The organism is Nitrosospira sp. Nsp14 (assembly GCF_900113575.1).
GTDB lineage: Bacteria > Pseudomonadota > Gammaproteobacteria > Burkholderiales > Nitrosomonadaceae > Nitrosospira.
Window position 1 is genome coordinate 70,751 of the sequence record NZ_FOPV01000018.1, and the last position, 17,590, is coordinate 88,340.

The 17,590-nt window shown below is 55.0% G+C and carries 11 protein-coding genes and 2 tRNA genes; 9 read left to right on the forward strand and 4 right to left on the reverse strand.

What is annotated here, in order from left to right:
- The first annotated feature begins 31 nt into the window (after positions 1 to 31).
- The 4 genes from BM022_RS12155 to BM022_RS12170 all read left to right on the forward strand — a co-directional run bounded on the left by BM022_RS12155 (position 32) and on the right by BM022_RS12170 (position 2,424).
- Positions 32 to 304 carry an HU family DNA-binding protein gene (locus BM022_RS12155; RefSeq protein WP_091139636.1) on the forward strand — a complete coding sequence of 91 codons (273 nt, stop codon included), beginning with the start codon at positions 32 to 34 and terminating at the stop codon, positions 302 to 304.
- A 14-nt stretch (positions 305 to 318) separates the two neighbouring features.
- A tRNA-Val gene (locus tag BM022_RS12160) sits at positions 319 to 394 on the forward strand.
- A gap of 19 nt (positions 395 to 413) precedes the next feature.
- A tRNA-Asp gene (locus tag BM022_RS12165) sits at positions 414 to 490 on the forward strand.
- A 59-nt stretch (positions 491 to 549) separates the two neighbouring features.
- A complete protein-coding gene (locus BM022_RS12170) occupies positions 550 to 2,424 on the forward strand; it encodes a SurA N-terminal domain-containing protein (RefSeq protein WP_091139637.1) in 1,875 nt (624 codons plus the stop codon).
- A gap of 13 nt (positions 2,425 to 2,437) precedes the next feature.
- Here the strand turns inward: BM022_RS12170 and BM022_RS12175 are convergent, their stop codons facing one another.
- Positions 2,438 to 3,226 (reverse strand): enoyl-ACP reductase FabI, encoded by a 789-nt coding sequence (locus BM022_RS12175; RefSeq protein WP_091139639.1) that lies wholly within the window; start codon positions 3,224 to 3,226, stop codon positions 2,438 to 2,440.
- Between the two features lie 501 nt (positions 3,227 to 3,727).
- Between BM022_RS12175 and BM022_RS12180 the strand changes: the two genes are divergently transcribed.
- From BM022_RS12180 to BM022_RS12200, 5 genes are read left to right on the forward strand one after another with little or no spacing between them, the layout of a single operon-like run.
- Positions 3,728 to 5,920: an ABC transporter substrate-binding protein gene (locus BM022_RS12180; RefSeq protein WP_091139671.1), complete on the forward strand. Its 2,193-nt coding sequence runs from the start codon at positions 3,728 to 3,730 to the stop codon at positions 5,918 to 5,920.
- Entirely contained in the window at positions 5,921 to 6,898 is a 978-nt protein-coding gene (locus BM022_RS12185; protein ID WP_091139641.1) for an ABC transporter permease, read from the forward strand.
- 22 nt (positions 6,899 to 6,920) lie between these two features.
- Positions 6,921 to 8,429 carry an ABC transporter permease gene (locus tag BM022_RS12190; RefSeq protein WP_091139643.1) on the forward strand — a complete coding sequence of 503 codons (1,509 nt, stop codon included), beginning with the start codon at positions 6,921 to 6,923 and terminating at the stop codon, positions 8,427 to 8,429.
- Positions 8,426 to 10,573, forward strand: a complete 2,148-nt coding sequence (locus BM022_RS12195) for an ABC transporter ATP-binding protein (protein WP_091139644.1) — start codon at positions 8,426 to 8,428, stop codon at positions 10,571 to 10,573. The genes BM022_RS12190 and BM022_RS12195 overlap by 4 nt, the downstream gene beginning before the upstream one ends.
- Before the next feature lie 13 nt (positions 10,574 to 10,586).
- Positions 10,587 to 12,185, forward strand: coding sequence for a peptide chain release factor 3 (locus BM022_RS12200; RefSeq protein ID WP_091139646.1), 1,599 nt, complete (start codon positions 10,587 to 10,589; stop codon positions 12,183 to 12,185).
- A 111-nt stretch (positions 12,186 to 12,296) separates the two neighbouring features.
- Here the strand turns inward: BM022_RS12200 and BM022_RS12205 are convergent, their stop codons facing one another.
- From BM022_RS12205 to BM022_RS12215, 3 genes are all read right to left on the reverse strand, one after another.
- Complete coding sequence (locus BM022_RS12205) at positions 12,297 to 13,181, reverse strand: fructosamine kinase family protein (RefSeq protein ID WP_091139647.1); 885 nt, start codon at positions 13,179 to 13,181, stop codon at positions 12,297 to 12,299.
- Between the two features lie 31 nt (positions 13,182 to 13,212).
- Complete coding sequence (gene argH / locus BM022_RS12210) at positions 13,213 to 14,625, reverse strand: argininosuccinate lyase (protein ID WP_091139649.1); 1,413 nt, start codon at positions 14,623 to 14,625, stop codon at positions 13,213 to 13,215.
- A gap of 178 nt (positions 14,626 to 14,803) precedes the next feature.
- Positions 14,804 to 17,002: a primosomal protein N' gene (locus tag BM022_RS12215; protein ID WP_091139650.1), complete on the reverse strand. Its 2,199-nt coding sequence runs from the start codon at positions 17,000 to 17,002 to the stop codon at positions 14,804 to 14,806.
- Positions 17,003 to 17,590: the final 588 nt, after the last annotated feature.

Sequence of the window (17,590 nt, forward strand, 5' to 3'; positions counted from 1 at the left end):
ACTATTTTAACAATAATGAAAGGGGAATCACGTGAATAAAGCCGAACTCATCGATGCCATTGCCAAGTCTTCCGACATTTCCAAAGCCTCTGCGGGACAAGCGTTGGACGGCGCATTGTCCGCAATCAAAGACGCGCTCAAGAAAGGCCAGAGTGTAACCCTAGTCGGGTTTGGAACCTTTCGAGTGGGCAAGCGCGCGGCGCGTACTGGCCGTAATCCCCGCACGGGCGCAGCGATCAAAATCAAGGCCGCGAAAGTCCCGAAATTCAGCGCTGGCAAGGCGCTCAAGGATGCAGTAAACTAGAACTCTTTTAGACGGGGTGCTTAGCTCAGTTGGTAGAGCGTCGCCCTTACAAGGCGAATGTCGGCGGTTCGACCCCGTCAGCACCCACCAGTGAAAGTTTTAGGTTGTTGGAGTGGTAGTTCAGTTGGTTAGAATACCGGCCTGTCACGCCGGGGGTCGCGGGTTCGAGTCCCGTCCACTCCGCCAAATTTTTGCTAAACCAGGGCGAACGCAAGTTCGCCTTTTTTGTTCATTTTTCTCCATTAATGTTTGATTTTGTCCATAGAAAAAGACGGATCGTCCAGATCATCATGGGACTTGCCGTCCTGCCATTCCTGTTCTGGGGCGTCGAGTCATATCGCAGCAACGAAGGTGAAGACTACGTCGCCTTGGCGGCAGGCGAAAGAATTCAGCGTCAGGAATTCGACCAGGCAATGCGCAATCAGCAGGAAAGCATGCGAGCCACGATGGGAGAGAATTTTAACGATGCCATGCTGGACAGGCCCGAAGTGCGATCAGCAGTACTGGAAGGATTGATTCAACAGCGCCTGTTAAAGCACGAAGCATCTGGCGCGGGCCTCGCCGTACTCGATCCGCAACTTGTGGAGATGATACAAAACATCTCCGCTTTTCAGGAAGATGGCAAGTTTTCGAAACAGCGCTACGAAGAATTGCTGCGGGGCCAGGGGATGACACCACGAACATTTGAAGCGCGCGTACGGCAAGAACTCATGCGCCAGCAACTGATTGCGCCTTACAGCGAGAATGGCTTCGTTTCAGCCACAGTGGCGCAGAAATTGATGCGACTGAGCGAGGAACAGCGCGAAATCAGTCTTGTTCAAATACTGCCGGCGGCATTCCTGGCGCGAGTCAAACCGGACGAAACAGCCATTAAAGCTTATTACGACTCCCACCAGGCCGAGTTTCAGTTGCCGGAACAAGCGCAAGTGGAATATGCCGTGCTTTCCCTGGAAAAATTGGCGGAACGCACTCCGGTGAGCACCGAAGAGGCGATGAAATATTTTGAGGAGCACAAGAGCGAGTTCGGCCAGACTGAAGAGCGTCGTGCGAGCCATATCCTGTTGAGCGCGCCGGCTTCCGCCCCGGATGCGGAGAGGCAGGCAGCGCGCGCCAAAGCCGAGCAATTGCTCGTACAAGTAAAGAAAGCTCCACAACGTTTTGCGGAGCTAGCCAAGCAGCATTCCCAAGACCCGGGCTCGGCGGCGACCGGAGGCGATCTCGGCTATTTTGGACGCAACATGATGGTCAAGGCCTTTGAGGATGCTGTTTTCCAGATGAAGCCGGACGAGGTCAGTGATATCGTCGAGACCGATTTTGGTTTTCACGTCATTAAGCTCACGGCGATAAAGGACGCGAAGTCAATTGATTTTAATGAGGTAAGGGGCCAGGTAGAGGAGCAACTAAAAAAGGAAAAAGCTGCAAAACTTTTCGCCGAAATGGCGGATGGTTTCAGCAATCTGGTGTATGAGCAGAGCGATAGCCTTCAGCCCGCTGCGGAGAAATTTGGCTTATCCCTTCAGCGTAGCGGCTGGATAGGCAAAGACGCGGGCGAACCGCCGTACTTAACCGGAAGGTTGCTACAGGGGATATTCTCGGACGACGCGGTGAAGGGCAAACGTAATACCGAAGCGGTCGAGGTTGCGCCTAACACACTGGTCGCGGCAAGGGTGCTGGATCACCGGCCCACCCGCATGCAGACTATTGCTGAGCTGAAGGATAAAATTTCCGCGCTCGTGGCGCAGCAGGAAGCTCGAGCCCTCGCGGGTAAGGAAGGAAAGGAAAAGCTTGCGCAACTTCATGCTGGAAAAGGTTCGGATATTTCCTGGGGCGCTGTTCAACGGGTATCTCGAAAGGAGCCCCAGGGCCTTGATAATGACACGCTGCGTGCGATATTCAAGGCTGACGCGGCCGCACTGCCATCCTACAGCGGCGTGGAAAATTCCCAGGGGGTTTTCACGTTGATTCGAGTCAATCGTGTCATTCAGCCGGATGTGCCAGACCCGGCTACGCGCAAAGCTTTTGCGAAACAGCTGCAACAGGTGCTGACCCAGGAGGAGCTCTCGTCTTATCTGGCCGGCGTCAGGACACGGTACGATGTTTCGCTCGGGAATGTGAACTAGACCGTATTTCAGATCATGATTCCATGAGGTCAAATGCGACCGTGTTGAATCCCGCGTCCACGTGGGTAACTTCTCCGGTGATGCCGCTGGCAAGGTCGCTGCACAAAAAGGCGGCCGCATTGCCTACTTCCATGATGGAGACATTTCGACGTAGCGGCGCTACCTTTTCAGTATAACTGAGCAATTTTCCAAAGCTCCCGATTCCGGCGGCCGCCAACGTTTTGATCGGTCCGGCGGAAATGGCGTTGACTCGTATGCCCTTGGGGCCGAGGCTGGCAGCCATGAAGCGCACGTTTGCCTCAAGGCTTGCCTTGGCCAAGCCCATAACGTTGTAACTCGGCATCACTCGAGTTGAACCGAGATAAGTCAGTGTGAGAAGGGAACCCTTCCTGTCCTCCATTAGCGGCAGGCCGGCTTTGGCCAAAGCGGCGAAGCTATAGGAACTTACATCGTGGGCGATGCGAAAAGCCTCCCGATTGACACTTTCGAGGTAGTCTCCGCTTAAGGCTTCACGCGGGGCAAAAGCGATGGAATGAACGATGCCATCAAGGCCATCCCAGTGTTTTCCCAGGTTATCGAAGCAGTTCGCAATTTGCGCATCGTCGGAAACGTCGCACGGAAATAGTAAATCGCTGTCAAACTCCGTAATTAGCTTTGCAACGCGTTCGCGGATGCCCTCTCCCTGATAAGTGAAAGCCAATTTCGCGCCTTCGCGATGCATTGCCTTTGCAATTCCATATGCAATGGAGCGATTACTGAGCAATCCAGCGATGAGAATGCGCTTATTGGCGAGCAGTGTCATGTCAGGTCCTAGCGATGTATTAAACGATCCGGGAGATTATAGCGTCAAGTTAATCGCGCTTGTGGAATCATCGGGTTTTGCCTTTTCAGCAGACAATCGCAATGTCAGTTATACGCTAAACTTGCGTCAATGAAGGCAGTGTTAACGGAGCGTCTCAATAAATCGCCGGCTGGGCCAGCAGCGGGCGCAGCGGCGATGTGGGGAAGCGGAATGTCGCAGAGCAGAGAAAAACGCTGGTGCGGCCGGTCCGTATTATGCAACCTCATTTTGAAGCTTTCCACGTGGAAAGCTGGTGCCCGAAAACCGGGCGGCGTCCCTAATGGGGGTTCCGGTACGATCAGGGCCGGTTGGCGTTCGGTGCGGCGCCAGAGGGGGCGGAGCGGTAAACTTTTTTCTATCAGCCCTTTCAACTTCAAACACCTGGCTGCCCCACGCGGCATTTCACGCAGGGCGGTTCAAGGACGCGTTGGCCCGGTTTTTCTCAAATATCTTCCGGCATTGATGGTAATGCTGGTTAGCGCGTGCGGCGGCAACCCTTGGAACAGTCCCTATCCTGCTGCCGACGCAGAAAAAAATATTCTCTACAGCGCCTTTGCGGAACGACCCAAGCATTTGGATCCGGTTCAATCATACAGCTCCAACGAAATTCTGTTTACTGCGCAAATTTACGAGCCGCCTTTGCAATACCATTACCTGAAGCGCCCGTACGAACTGATCCCATCCGCGGCAGCAAAAATGCCGGTGGTGCAATATTTCGACCAGAATGGGGAGCAGTTGAAGGATGATGTCGATCCTGCACAAATCGCTTACACCGTTTATGAAATTTCCATCAAGCCGGGCATCCGTTACCAGCCTCATCCAGCGTTTGCCAGGAATGAAGGTGGCGAGTTCTTCTATCATGCCCTGGAAGCAAAGGACTTGGCCGGGGTTCATAAGCTGAGCGATTTTCCCCATAGCGGCTCTCGCGAACTCACGGCTCAGGATTATGTTTTTCAGGTTAAACGACTGGCGCATCCAAAGCTTCATTCCCCTATTTTCAGCTTGATGTCCGACTACATCGTTGGTCTTAAGGAATATTCCGCAACGTTGCAGGCCGCCGCGGGGCAATCTGGTCTATCGGATAAAGACGCCTATCTGGACCTCAACAGCTTCCCGCTGGAAGGCGCGCAGGTAGTGGACACGCATACCTACCGCATCAAGATCAAGGGTAAATATCCCCAGTTCATGTACTGGCTGGCGATGCCCTTTTTCGCTCCCATTCCATGGGAGGCGGAGCGTTTTTATACTCAGCCTGGATTGGCGGAAAAAAATATCACCCTGGACTGGTACCCCGTGGGTACGGGACCCTATATGTTGACGGAAAACGATCCTAATCGTGTGATGATACTGGAACGAAACCCTAACTTTCATGGCGAGACGTACCCAACGGAAGGCATGCCCGACGACGAAGAAGCCGGTTTGCTGAAGGACGCGGGAAAGCCGCTGCCCTTCGTCGAAAAAGTCGTCTTCAGCCGCGACAAGGAAAGTATCCCCCGCTGGAACAAGTTCCTTCAGGGCTATTATGACGCTTCTGGCATTGGCTCGGACAGTTTTGATCAGGCGGTACAACTGACGGGACAGGGAGAGGCCACCGTGACAGAGGCAATGAAGCAGCAGGGCATTCGTCTGGAGACAGCTGTTGCGGCTTCCACCAACTACATGGGTTTCAATATGCTGGATCCGGTGGTAGGCGGGGTGGGTAAGCAGGGGCGGGTAGCGGCAAGAAAGCTGCGGCAGGCAATCTCAATTGCCGTGGATTACGAGGAGTATGTGTCCATATTTGCCAACGGACGTGGCATTCCTGCGCAAGGGCCCATCCCGCCCGGCATCGCTGGGCATCGCGAAGGCAAGGAAGGCATCAATCCGGTGGTGTACGACTGGGTAAATGGACGTGCCCGGCGCAAACCCATCGAAGCCGCGAAAACATTGATGGCTGAGGCAGGCTACCCGAACGGCATGGATGCTAGGACGGGCGCACCCTTGGTGCTGTACTTTGACGTGACCGCGCGCGGTGCCGAGGATAAATCCAGTCTCGACTGGATGCGCAAACAGTTCCAGAAACTCAACATTCAGCTCGTGGTCCGAAGTACAGACTACAACCGCTTCCAGGACAAGATACGCAAGGGCAATGCTCAGATTTTCGAATGGGGATGGAACGCCGACTACCCGGACGCCGAGAACTTCCTGTTCCTTCTGCACGGGCCGCAGCAAAAGACGGGGAGCGAAGGTGAAAACGCGGCGAACTACTCCAACTCGGAATACGACCGATTGTTTGAGCAAATGAAGAATATGGAAAATGGCCCCGAGCGCCAGCATATTATCGACCGCATGGTAAATATCCTTCGTCGCGACGCCCCGTGGCTGTGGGGTTATCACCCAAAAGATTACGGGTTGTATCACGCTTGGTACAGCAATGTTGAGCCGAACAGGTTGTCGCACAACAACATGAAATACTATCGGATAGACGGCAGCTTGAGAGCACAGAAGCGGCGCGAATGGAATGAACCAGTGTTGGGGCCCATTACGCTGGTAGTCGTGGTGCTGCTCGCAAGCTTGATCCCCGCGGTAGTGGTCTACCGGCGCAGAGAGCGGAGCGCGGGTATCTCGAACAGTGGCATCCAGCCGCTTTTGCCATCGCCCGCGCACAGGGAATAGATGCTTAACTATATTATCCGGCGCTTGTTTTATGCGATTCCCATTCTGATCGGCGTCAATCTGATTACATTTACCTTGTTTTTCGTAGTCAACACGCCTGACGACATGGCACGCATGCAGCTGGGGATCAAGCGCGTCACGCCCGAGGCCATCGGCAGGTGGAAGCAGGAGCGCGGCTACGACAAGCCGCTGATGTTCAATAATGCGGAGCAAGGGTGGGCCAAACTGACACGCACGGTTTTTTTTGAGAAGTCGATCGCCATGTTCGCGTTCCGTTTCGGCCGAGCGGATGACGGGCGCGATATTGCTCACGAGATAAAAAAACGGATGATGCCCAGTCTTTCGATCGCGCTGCCGGTTTTCGTGCTGGGACTCGGCGTCTACATCGTGTTCGCATTGACGATGGTGTTCTTTCGGGCGACGTATGTGGATTTCTGGGGAGTGGTACTATGCGTCGCGCTAATGTCCATCTCCAGTTTGTTCTATATTATCGGCGGGCAGTTCCTGATAAGCAAACTATGGCATCTCGTGCCCATTTCCGGCTATGGATATGGCGTTGACGCTACCAAGTTCCTTATATTGCCTGTGATTATCGGCGTGGTTAGCGGGGCCGGGGGCAATACGCGCTGGTACCGCACGATCTTTCTGGAAGAAATGAGCAAGGATTACGTGCGAACCGCCCGTGCTAAAGGTTTGTCGGAAAATGTCGTGTTGTTTGGCCATGTGCTGAGAAATGCGCTCATTCCGATCCTCACGGGAACAGTCGTCGTGATCCCCCTTCTGTTTCTCGGCAGCCTCATTGCCGAATCTTTCTTTGGTATCCCAGGGTTGGGCAGTTATACCATCGACGCGATCAATTCGCAGGATTTCGCGGTGGTACGCGCGATGGTTTTCCTAGGATCGCTGCTCTATATAGTCGGGCTGATATTGACGGATATTTCCTATACGCTGGTCGACCCCCGGATACGACTGGAATGATGGTGCACCCGCGACAGTTGCCATGCCTTTCAAACCTGTAATCCTATGGACCGACGCGCTCGTCTACCTGTTGGTGGCGGTCGTGCTCGTGCTTGTCTGGCACATACGGCGCAACGAATATCTTTTGGTGCCGTGGCGGCGCGTGGGCCACAGCGCAAGCGGCATGGCCGCGCTCGTGGTACTGATCTTCTTTGTCGCTGTCGGATTACTCGATACCGTGCATATGCGCCCTATCGTCGAACACGACAACGGTGGGGCCCGTGAAACAGCTTACAGCGTCGACGTGCTGAGCGTGCTGGACATCATCGCAACACCGCTCCGCACGCGGGTGGAAAAAACCTATTCGGCGCCGTTTGCCGCTCACCTTTACGCTCGCGAGATGGTGGAGCTTCCGGATGGGGGACAAACGCGGGAGTTTCCCCGCTTGAAGTACGGCGGAGCGCATCTGCAGGATCCGGAAACGCAGCTGGTGCCCGACGTTGCCTCGAGAGCTGCGGCAGGCGCGGGCGCAGGAATGCTGGTGTGGTCGCTGTTGGTCACCTTACTGGCTGCGAGGCTGGCGCGGCAAAGGAACGAAACGTTCATGTCCGCACTGGCCGCCATATGGCGCCGTACGACCCCGACCCCTTGGTATGCTGTTTGTATCACTCTTGCGTTGATGCTATTACTGAGCGGCGCAGCACTGGCGTTATGCGGCAATTACCATATCTTCGGCACCGACAAGGTGGGGCAGGACGTTTTTTATCTGTCGCTGAAAAGCATTCGCACCGGGCTTGTGATCGGCACGCTTACCACATTAATGATGCTGCCTTTTGCGTTGCTCCTGGGCATCACCGCAGGATATTTCCGTGGCTGGGTGGATGATGTGATTCAATACCTGTATACGACGCTCAGTTCAATTCCCAGCGTTTTGCTGATCGCCGCTGCCGTATTGATGATGCAGGTATACATCGAAACTCGACCGGAGCTGTTTGATACGGTTGCGGCACGGGCCGATCTGCGCCTGTTGTTTCTGTGCGTCATACTTGGGGTGACAAGCTGGACCGGTTTATGTCGCTTGCTGCGTGGCGAAACCCTGAAACTGAGGGAGATGGAGTATATTCAAGCGGCCCATGCTTTCGGGGTGTCTCATTGGCGAATTATCAGCCGTCACATACTTCCAAACGTGATGCACATCGTGTTGATATCAACCGTGATGGATTTCAGCGGTCTCGTCCTCGCCGAGGCCGTGCTGTCTTACGTGGGTGTGGGCGTCGATCCCTCTATGATCAGTTTCGGCACCATGATCAACGCGGCGCGCATGGAAATGGCGCGTGAGCCGATGGTGTGGTGGGCATTACTCGCGGCGTTCAGTTTCATGTTCGCATTGGTATTGAGTGCCAATATGTTTGCCGATGCGGTACAGAACGCTTTTGACCCTCGGGCCAGGACATTGCCGACAAGGATTAGAGCCTTCCCCCGGAAACGCAAACAAGAGCCGGCAGCGGACATCGCTGCTGCCGCGGGGCCCAACGATTCCTTTTCTCGATGAGCGCGGTGCTGAGAATACAAAATCTCGAAACTGTTCTCCATACGGAGACAACGGCCGTGCGCGCAGTGGATGGGCTTACGCTGGAGATTGGAAAAGGCGAGACTTTCGCCTTGCTGGGGGAATCCGGCTCAGGCAAATCCATGACGGCACTCTCCGTGATGCGGCTTCTTCCAGATTCGGGTGAAATCGTGAGAGGATCTGTGAGACTGGGCGAAAAGGATCTGCTTCTTCTGCCAGAGGCGGCCATGCGCAATATACGGGGAAGGCGCATCAGTATGATTTTCCAGGAGCCGATGCTTAGCCTGAATCCCGTCATGACGGTCGCGGCACAAATTGGCGAGGTCCTACGCCGTCATTTCGATCTTCACGGAGTAACCGAGCAAAAGCGTACCCTGGAAATCTTGAATCAAGTGGGAATACCCGACGCTCCGCGCCGCATGCATGAATATCCATTTCAGTTTTCAGGTGGAATGAAACAGCGGATGATGATAGCCATGGCGCTGGCGGGAGAGCCAGAGCTGCTTATCGCCGATGAGCCCACGACCGCCCTGGATGTCACCATTCAGGCCCAAGTGCTCGATCTCATGCGCAGCCTCCAACAGCGCAACGGGATGGCGATCCTGCTCATTACGCACGATCTCGGGGTTGCCGCTGAGACGGCGCATCGGGTGGGAATAATGTATGCCGGGGAAATCGTGGAGACTGCACCGCGGGAGGCGTTTTTCCGCGGTCCCGCGCACCCCTACTCACGTAAATTGCTCGCTTCCCTGCCGGGAAGAGACAGGCGTCGGCAGGGTTTGCGCCTGGCGGCAATAAACGGAAACGTACCGCCCTTATCGCAGGAATTTGCCGGCTGCCGGTTCGCGGACCGCTGCGACCATGCGTGGGAGTTATGCCATGAGGCAGCTCCGGGATGGGCTATTGTAGCCGGGGAACATCACGTAAGATGTCATCTTTTTAATCGCGATACTCCCTCATGGATAGATAGGGGAGTTGCCCCGTCCCAGCCTGCGGAGAATATACTTGACAAAACAGACGCTTTGCATGAGTCTGCGGCCGGGGCCATGGTGCGTAACGCCGCTGCAACCGACGACGCATGTTTATTGTCCGTCTCAGACCTGAAGGTACACTTTCCCATTCGCAAGGGGCTGATGAAAAGTGTGGTCGGTCACGTCAGGGCCGTGGATGGCGTATCACTGCAGATTTGCCGTGGAAAGACGCTGGCGCTGGTAGGCGAATCCGGCTGCGGGAAAACAACAGTCGGGAAGGGCATCCTGCAGCTTATTCCAACCACGTCGGGTAGTGTGCGCTACAACGGACTGGAGCTGGTCGGGATGAAGCGTGACCGCCTCCGCCGCCTGCGCGCCGACTTCCAGCTTATATTCCAGGATCCGTATTCCTCGCTAAATCCGAGAATGCGCGTTGTCGACATTATCGAAGAAGGGATAAATTCCCTTCATGTCGAGGATGCCAACGGGGAAGATAATGACGGGCGTCAGCGCGGCGCATCTCAACTAAAGAGACGCCAGCGTAAGGAACTTCAGGGAAAAAGAATTGATGCTCTGCTGGAAAGCGTCGGGTTGCCGCGCGAAACCAAGTGGCGTTATCCGCATGAGTTTTCGGGTGGCCAGCGTCAACGTATTGCTATCGCGCGAGCGTTGGCTGTCAACCCGAAGCTTATCGTTTGCGACGAACCTACCAGTGCGCTCGATGTATCGGTGCAAGCCCAGATTTTGAATCTGCTGAAGGAATTGCAAACCAATCTGGGTCTGGCTTATCTATTCATTACTCATAATATTTCCGTGGTTGAATATCTCGCGGATGAAGTGGCCGTCATGTATTTGGGAAGAATTGTAGAACGCGGAACCGTGGATGAGGTGTTGACCAGTCCCAGGCATCCTTATACGCAAGCCCTTCTGTCTGCCGTCCCGGTGATCGAGCTTGAAAGCAAGCGTCCTGTTATTCATTTGCGTGGCGATCTACCTTCACCCGCGAATCCGCCCGCCGGTTGTCACTTTCATCCGCGCTGCCCGCACGCCATGCCCATCTGCCGCGAAGTCTATCCCGCAACAAGCACATTCAGTCCAACGCATACCACGCGTTGCTATCTGTATCCTCAGGAAGAAGATTCTCAGCAAGCATAAGGAATATCCAGAAATGGTCAGTCACGAAGTGACGCGGCGTCGCACGTTCGCAATAATTTCGCATCCCGATGCAGGTAAAACGACGCTTACCGAAAAACTGCTTTTATTCGCTGGCGCGATTCATATCGCGGGCAGCGTCAAGGCACGCAAGGCGAGCCGGCACGCCACCTCTGACTGGATGGAGATCGAAAAGCAGCGCGGTATCTCGGTCGCCAGCTCGGTCATGCAGATGGAGTATGAAGATTGCGTCATTAATCTGCTGGATACGCCGGGGCACCAGGATTTCTCGGAAGATACGTATCGCGTCCTTACTGCCGTGGACGCTGCACTTATGGTGATCGATGCCGCCAACGGTGTGGAAGCGCAGACGTTACGCTTGCTGGAGGTGTGCCGCGCACGCAATACCCCCATTCTCACATTCATCAATAAAATGGACCGGGAGGTACAAGCGCCGCTGGATCTTATTGATGAGATTGAGAGAACGCTGCATATGTCGGCTGTACCGTTTACATGGCCGGTCGGCATGGGTCGCGGGTTTAGCGGAGTGTTCGATTTGCAACGCGATCGAATGCGCGTGTTTCGTCCCGGATCGGATAGGCTGGATGAGGACGACGAAATCATCACCGGCCTGGATAACCCTGCGATTGCGCTTCGGTTTGGCAATTCCGCTACTGAACTGCGGCAGGAAATCGAGCTTATACGCGGTGCTTCCCCTGAATTCGATCACGCCGCTTTCCTTGCCGGCAGGCAGACCCCGGTATTTTTCGGCTCGGCCATCAATAACTTCGGCGTCCGCGAAGTTCTTGATGCATTGGTTGGCCTTGCACCGTCGCCGCGATCGCGCATGGCCTTGCAGCGCGAGGTGCAACCGAGCGAGCGCAGGTTTTCCGGTGTCGTCTTCAAGATTCAGGCCAACATGAACCCAGCACATCGGGACCGTATCGCCTTTGTCCGGATCTGCTCGGGGCGTTTCGAGCGCGGAATGAATCTAAAAATCGTGCGCAACGACAAGGACATCCGGACCAATGGGGTAGTATCGTTTCTCTCCCAGCGGCGAGATTTACTCGACATCGCCTATCCCGGCGATATCATCGGCATTCCCAATCACGGAACGCTACAGTTAGGTGACACTTTGACAGAAGGTGAGCGGCTACAATTTACCGGCCTGCCTTTTTTTGCTCCGGAAATATTTCAGACAGTCGAAATTGCGGACCCGATGCGAAGCAAGCAGCTCAAGTTGGGACTTGCCCAATTGGGCGAGGAGGGGGCCATCCAGGTATTTAGGCCCCATTCCAGCAGTACTTTACTGTTGGGCGCGATAGGCGCTCTTCAGTTCGAGGTAGTGGCACACCGGCTCAAGCATGAGTATGGCGTCGAGGCGAGGCTGGTCTCCTCCAAGTTCCAGCTTGCTCGCTGGGTTACCAGCGAGGACGAACGCGAACTCAATCGATTTATAGATGCCAACGCGCATCGGATCGCTTATGACGCTGTGGATGCTCCAGCCTTCCTTGCATCGTTTGGCGCAGAATTAAGCGTTGCCGAGGAAAGCTGGAAAGCCATCCGCTTCCACCGGATGCGGGAGCATGCGGGACTGGTATTTCAATGCGCATGAGGCATTGTTGATAGGCGTATTGCTGCGCGGGGCCGTCCAATTAAAGAAATATTCAGTTCCACTGGGCGGGTGAGCACCGCGCCGCGGATTGGGCGGGTATTAGCTGACTTACTAGCTGAGTTCCGCCAACAGCCTGCCCATCATTTGTTCCGCTTGGCGAAGGTAGCCCCCGCCGAAAAGATTGAGATGGTTCAGTATGTGGTAGAGATTGTAGAGCGTTTTACGGGTTTCGTACTCCGGGTCCAGCGGGTAGGCCTCACGGTAGGCCGCATAAAAAGCACCGGGGAACCCGCCAAATAGCTCGGTCATGGCGATATCCGTCTCACGATCGCCATAGTACACCGCCGGATCGAATACCACTGGCCGTGCCGATGCGTCGAAACTATAATTGCCCGCCCATAGATCGCCGTGCAATAGTGAGGGAACCGGCGGCGAACCGGGAAAAAAGCAGTCGAGCTGCTCCATCAATTGCTCGCCCTGTTTCTGTAGCCTCCCGCTGTAGCCGTTCGCTTTAGCCAACTGCAACTGGTAACCCAGGCGGCATTCCAGCCAGAACCTGACCCAGTTGGATGAGAATTTATTGATTTGGGGTGTCGAGCCGATGGTATTGTCGCGTTCCCACCCGAATTCCTGGGAAGAGAACCGGTGCATGGCGGCCAGCCCCCGTCCAAAGGCAGCCGCGTCGCGCTGGCCAGTATCATTCATCTCCAAATACTCCAGCACCAGCCACGCCTCAGCGCTATTTTTACCCCAACATACCGGCGCAGGGGCGCGCAAGGTGCCGGTGGTTAGAATTTTCTGGAGTCCCGCCGCCTCTGCCTCGAACATCGCAGCGGCAGGGGCACTGTTCAGTTTGACAAAGAAACGGCGGCCGCCGCCTTCGACTCGATGCGCGCGATTGATGCAGCCACCTCCGATCGGAGCAACTGTCTCCACGGCAAATGAAATACCTTCGGAACTGGAGATCTGCGCGCTGATTTCAGTCCATGCTGACATCTAGTCCGGCACCCGTTTGCAGATTTTTAGCTCAGGCAAGCCACGTTCTGGCGTTTGCAATCGCCGCACTCACCTGTGCCGGGGCTGTCCCCCCGACGTGATCGCGGCTATTGACCGACCCCTCGAGCGTCAGCACCGCAAAGATATCGCCGTCAATCAGACTGGAAAATTGCCGCAATTCCGCCAGGGTGAGCGCACTCAGGTCTCGGCCGCTTTTATTGGCAAAGCGTACGGCCTGGGCCACTGCCTCGTGCGCCTCACGGAAAGGCATTCCTTTTTTTGTCAGGTAATCGGCCAGATCGGTTGCCGTGGCGTAGCCACGCATTGCTGCTTCCCGCATCGCTTCCCGGTTGACGCGGATGCCAGTCATAAGCTCGGCATAAATTCGCAGCGTATCCAAGAGTGTGTCCACGGTATCAAACAGCGGCTCCTTGTCTTCCTGATTATCCTTGTTGTATGCCAGCGGCTGAGCCTTCATCAGCGTGAGCAGGGCAACGAGATGGCCATTGACGCGCCCGCTCTTGCCACGCACCAGCTCAGGCACATCGGGATTCTTTTTTTGCGGCATGATGGATGAGCCGGTACAGAACCTGTCAGCGAGCTCAATAAATCCAAACGAGGGGCTCATCCATAAGATTAACTCTTCCGATAGGCGTGACAGGTGCGTCATGACCAGCGCAGCCGCCGCACAGAATTCGATGGCAAAATCCCGGTCCGAAACAGCGTCGAGGGAATTCTCACAGACGCCGTCAAAACCTAGTTGGCGCGCTACCATTTCACGATTAATGGGATAACTGGTTCCTGCCAGCGCCGCGGCGCCCAAGGGCAGTTTGTTTACCCGCTTCCTGCAGTCGGACATGCGTTGCACGTCCCGCTTGAGCATTTCAAAATACGCCATGATGTGGTGGCCAAAGACTACAGGCTGCGCAACTTGCAAATGCGTGAAGCCGGGCATCACAGTGTCCACATGCGCTTCAGCCAGATCAAGCAAGGCGCGCTGCAATGCATGGATGAGATCGATAATGCTGTCAATCGCAGCACGCAGATAAAGGCGCACATCAGTCGCCACCTGATCATTACGAGATCGTGCAGTATGGAGGCGCTTGCCCGCGTCTCCAATAAGTGTGGTGAGACGTTTCTCGATATTGAGATGCACGTCTTCCAGTTCCAGTTTCCAGACGAACTGCCCGCGCCGTACTTCATTCAGGATCTGACCCAAGCCGGCTTCGATCGCAGCCAGATCATCCGCACCAATTATGCTTCCGGCCGCCAACATGCGGGCGTGCGCGAGAGACCCCTGAATATCATACTCAGCGAGCCGCTGGTCAAAATTAATCGATGCGGTATACCGCTGCACCAATTCGGAAACCGGTTCCTCGAACCGCCCTGACCAGGTGGTGTTGGCGTTTTCAACCGGCTCACTGTTATTTGGGATGGTTGCCATTGTCTTGCAGCGAATGGAAAGAAGAATCTTTCCAAACTTTTCCTTTTAAAAGAACGCGAGTATAAAACAAAATCTTCCGGCCTCATGCGTTGTTGCTGCGCCGTGTGCCGGTTATAGCGGAGGCAACAGAACCGCCGGCGACGCGTCACCCATGCATTCGACGTAGGGTCGGGTGTTCTCAAAATTCAAGCGGATCCACGTCTAGTGTCCAACGTACCTTGCGGCTGGGAAGCGCATCAAGTCGTGATCTCCACCCGGCAAGGAACGTCTGCAGCTTCTTGCGGGAGGCGGACTGCGCCAGCAAACATGCCCGCTCCATCCCCTTGAGGCGTGACATCTGGGCTGGTACAGGATCGAATACTTCGACCTCTTCTGGCGCCTGGGCAACTGCTGCCGCGCTCTTGAGAAAACTCAGGGTTGCGGAAATTTCCGGTGCCTCCGCTCGCAATAAAGCCTGATACACGAAGGGAGGAAAGCCTGCCGTTCTTCTCTCTTCCAGCAACGTTCGGGCAAGCGCGTCATAATCCTGCTTCTGAAGCGCATGGTACAGCGGATGACCTGCGAATTCTGTCTGAATCAAGACTTCTCCTTCAATGCCCGCGCGCCCGGCCCGCCCCGCTACTTGCATCAGTTGGGCAAACAAACGTTCCGAGGCGCGAAAATCGGTACTGTATAGCGAGGCATCCGAGTTCAGTATGGCCACCAGCGCTAAATTGGGAAAATCATGCCCTTTGGCCATGATTTGGGTCCCGACGAGAATATCCACACGTTTTTCCTGGATGTCTTTCAGCATCTGTTGCCACGCATCCTTGCGCCGCGTGCTATCGCGATCGATTCGCATGATGCGTGCATCGGGAAAGCGTTCTTCCAGCGTGGCTGCCACTCGTTGTGTGCCATGCCCAAAAGGGGCGATATCCTGATCTCCGCATTCGGGGCAGGCGTTGGGGACAGCCTCCCGGTGGCCGCAATGGTGGCAACGCATTTGTTTCTCGCGCAGGTGTACCACGAGGCGGCTGGCGCAGCGGTGGCAAGCCGCAGACCATCCGCACGATTTGCACAGCAATACTGGCGCATAGCCGCGCCGGTTTATAAAAACAAGACTTTGCTGGTTTAACGCCAAACAACGCTCAAGGGCGGCGATTACGGGCGCCATTAGACCATCCTCCGATTTGGCCTTACGCGTGTCAATATAGCGCACCACGGGCAGCGACGCGTTCTTTGCTGCGCGGAACGGTAGCCTGAGCATGGTGTAGCGGCCGCTCAGGGCCGCATAGTAACTTTCAAGCGAAGGGGTGGCCGAACCCAATATCACTGGCACATTCGCTTGCTTGGCGCGAAACACAGCCACATCCCGGGCAGAATAGCGCAAGCCCTCCTGCTGCTTGAATGAGGCATCGTGCTCTTCGTCCACGATTATCAATCCCAGTTTTGGCAGGGGTGTAAAAACTGCCAAGCGCGTCCCCAAGATGAGCTGAGCCTCTGCCTGTTGCGCTTGCAGCCAGCCGACCGCGCGCTCCGACGCATTGAGCGCGCTGTGGAGGCTTACCATCCGTATGGAGGGAAAGCGTGTACGGAAGCTCGCTTCCAATTGTGGCGTGAGGTTGATTTCCGGTACGAGCACGAGCGTCTGCCGCCCCTGCCGTAGTAGAAGCGATATTAGGCGCAGGTATACCTCGGTTTTTCCGCTCCCGGTGACGCCATGCAATAGCCAAGCGTTGAACTCACTCGTTTTCGCCGCAATGGCATTGACGGCGCTTTGCTGGGCCGGGGTCAGCACGGGCAATCCAGCCGATTCCTCGAAGAGGCGGCTGCCGCCAGGAGGAACCAGGATTTCTTCCACCCAGCCTGAAGCCATGAATTCCTTGATTGCTCCAACAGCTCGGCTGGATACTTCTCTTGTCTCAGTCATACTGATCGCGTCCTGTTCTTTCAGGCGCGCCAAGAGCCTGCGCTTGACGACGCTCCGGACGGGAATGGCTGATAGATCAGTTGATTGTCCTGTCGGGGTGAGGCGGTATTGAAAATCAGTATGCGATTCTTCTATAAAAGGCTTATTGCTGCGCAACCTGGTGGGCAATCCGTTCATGACGACTTCGCCCAGGGGGTGATGATAGTACTCGCTACAAAATCTGAATAGATCGAGCACGTTCTTCGGTAGCGGCGGAATATCGCGGAGGACGTGGCTGGCGGCGCGGAGTCGGCGTGTCGGAACGAGGGGATGGGGAATCACCTCCATGATTACGCCCGTGAGGGCATTTTTGCCAAACGGCACACGGACACGGGCGCCTACATCCCCCCTGGTTACCTCGTCATCGGGTAGGAGATAGTCGAATAACGTGTTGACAGGAACATCAAGCGCGACGCGTATGATAGACATGATATGGGGCGGCGCCATTGGAATAGACAATTATGCCCCTACACCGGGGACGTGAGCGGCAATTGCAATGATCGAGGAATTTAATCGCAACGCTTATGGAGCAGGTCGGGAGGGGGACGTCAGGTTGTCGGTGCTTCTTACATACCGTACCTGGAAAAGCCAGTTGATGCTTCAAGTTCTTGATTTAAAGAACTGGTGCAAGTTTGGCACAAAATATGCTTCCAGCCGAACCGTTGCGCTACTGTAATTGAACTGTAATAACACGGATCAGGTGCAGCTTGGGAAATGGCACAACCGATTTTACGTTAACAAATAAGAAGAATAAGAGGCTTGCGAAGAAGGCTGAGCGGTTAGCGTAGCGGGAGAAAATCAGGCATTTATCATGCACACGTATTGCTGAGTATTGTGGTCCTGACAAACTTCTTGACTTGGCTGATCTTCGCGGATAGTCTTTACAGGGTTGTGGGTATGTAAAGTATATGTAATATTGGTGTTGGTATCGGTATTTCAAGGGGTATTTCGGGGCTATCGATACTTTAGTGTTGTTAATTTGGTAATAGTTCAGTATCAGGAAAGAGGGAAAGCGCT

Coding starts and splice junctions, on each gene's coding strand:
- BM022_RS12170 (WP_091139637.1), top strand. CDS start 550: ATGTTTGATTTTGTCCATAGAAAAAGACGGATCGTCCAGATCATCATG.
- argH (WP_091139649.1), bottom strand. CDS start 14,625: ATGGCAACCATCCCAAATAACAGTGAGCCGGTTGAAAACGCCAACACC.
- BM022_RS12205 (WP_091139647.1), bottom strand. CDS start 13,181: ATGTCAGCATGGACTGAAATCAGCGCGCAGATCTCCAGTTCCGAAGGT.
- BM022_RS12190 (WP_091139643.1), top strand. CDS start 6,921: ATGCCTTTCAAACCTGTAATCCTATGGACCGACGCGCTCGTCTACCTG.
- BM022_RS12215 (WP_091139650.1), bottom strand. CDS start 17,002: ATGTCTATCATACGCGTCGCGCTTGATGTTCCTGTCAACACGTTATTC.
- BM022_RS12195 (WP_091139644.1), top strand. CDS start 8,426: ATGAGCGCGGTGCTGAGAATACAAAATCTCGAAACTGTTCTCCATACG.
- BM022_RS12180 (WP_091139671.1), top strand. CDS start 3,728: ATGGTAATGCTGGTTAGCGCGTGCGGCGGCAACCCTTGGAACAGTCCC.
- BM022_RS12175 (WP_091139639.1), bottom strand. CDS start 3,226: ATGACACTGCTCGCCAATAAGCGCATTCTCATCGCTGGATTGCTCAGT.
- BM022_RS12200 (WP_091139646.1), top strand. CDS start 10,587: ATGGTCAGTCACGAAGTGACGCGGCGTCGCACGTTCGCAATAATTTCG.
- BM022_RS12185 (WP_091139641.1), top strand. CDS start 5,921: ATGCTTAACTATATTATCCGGCGCTTGTTTTATGCGATTCCCATTCTG.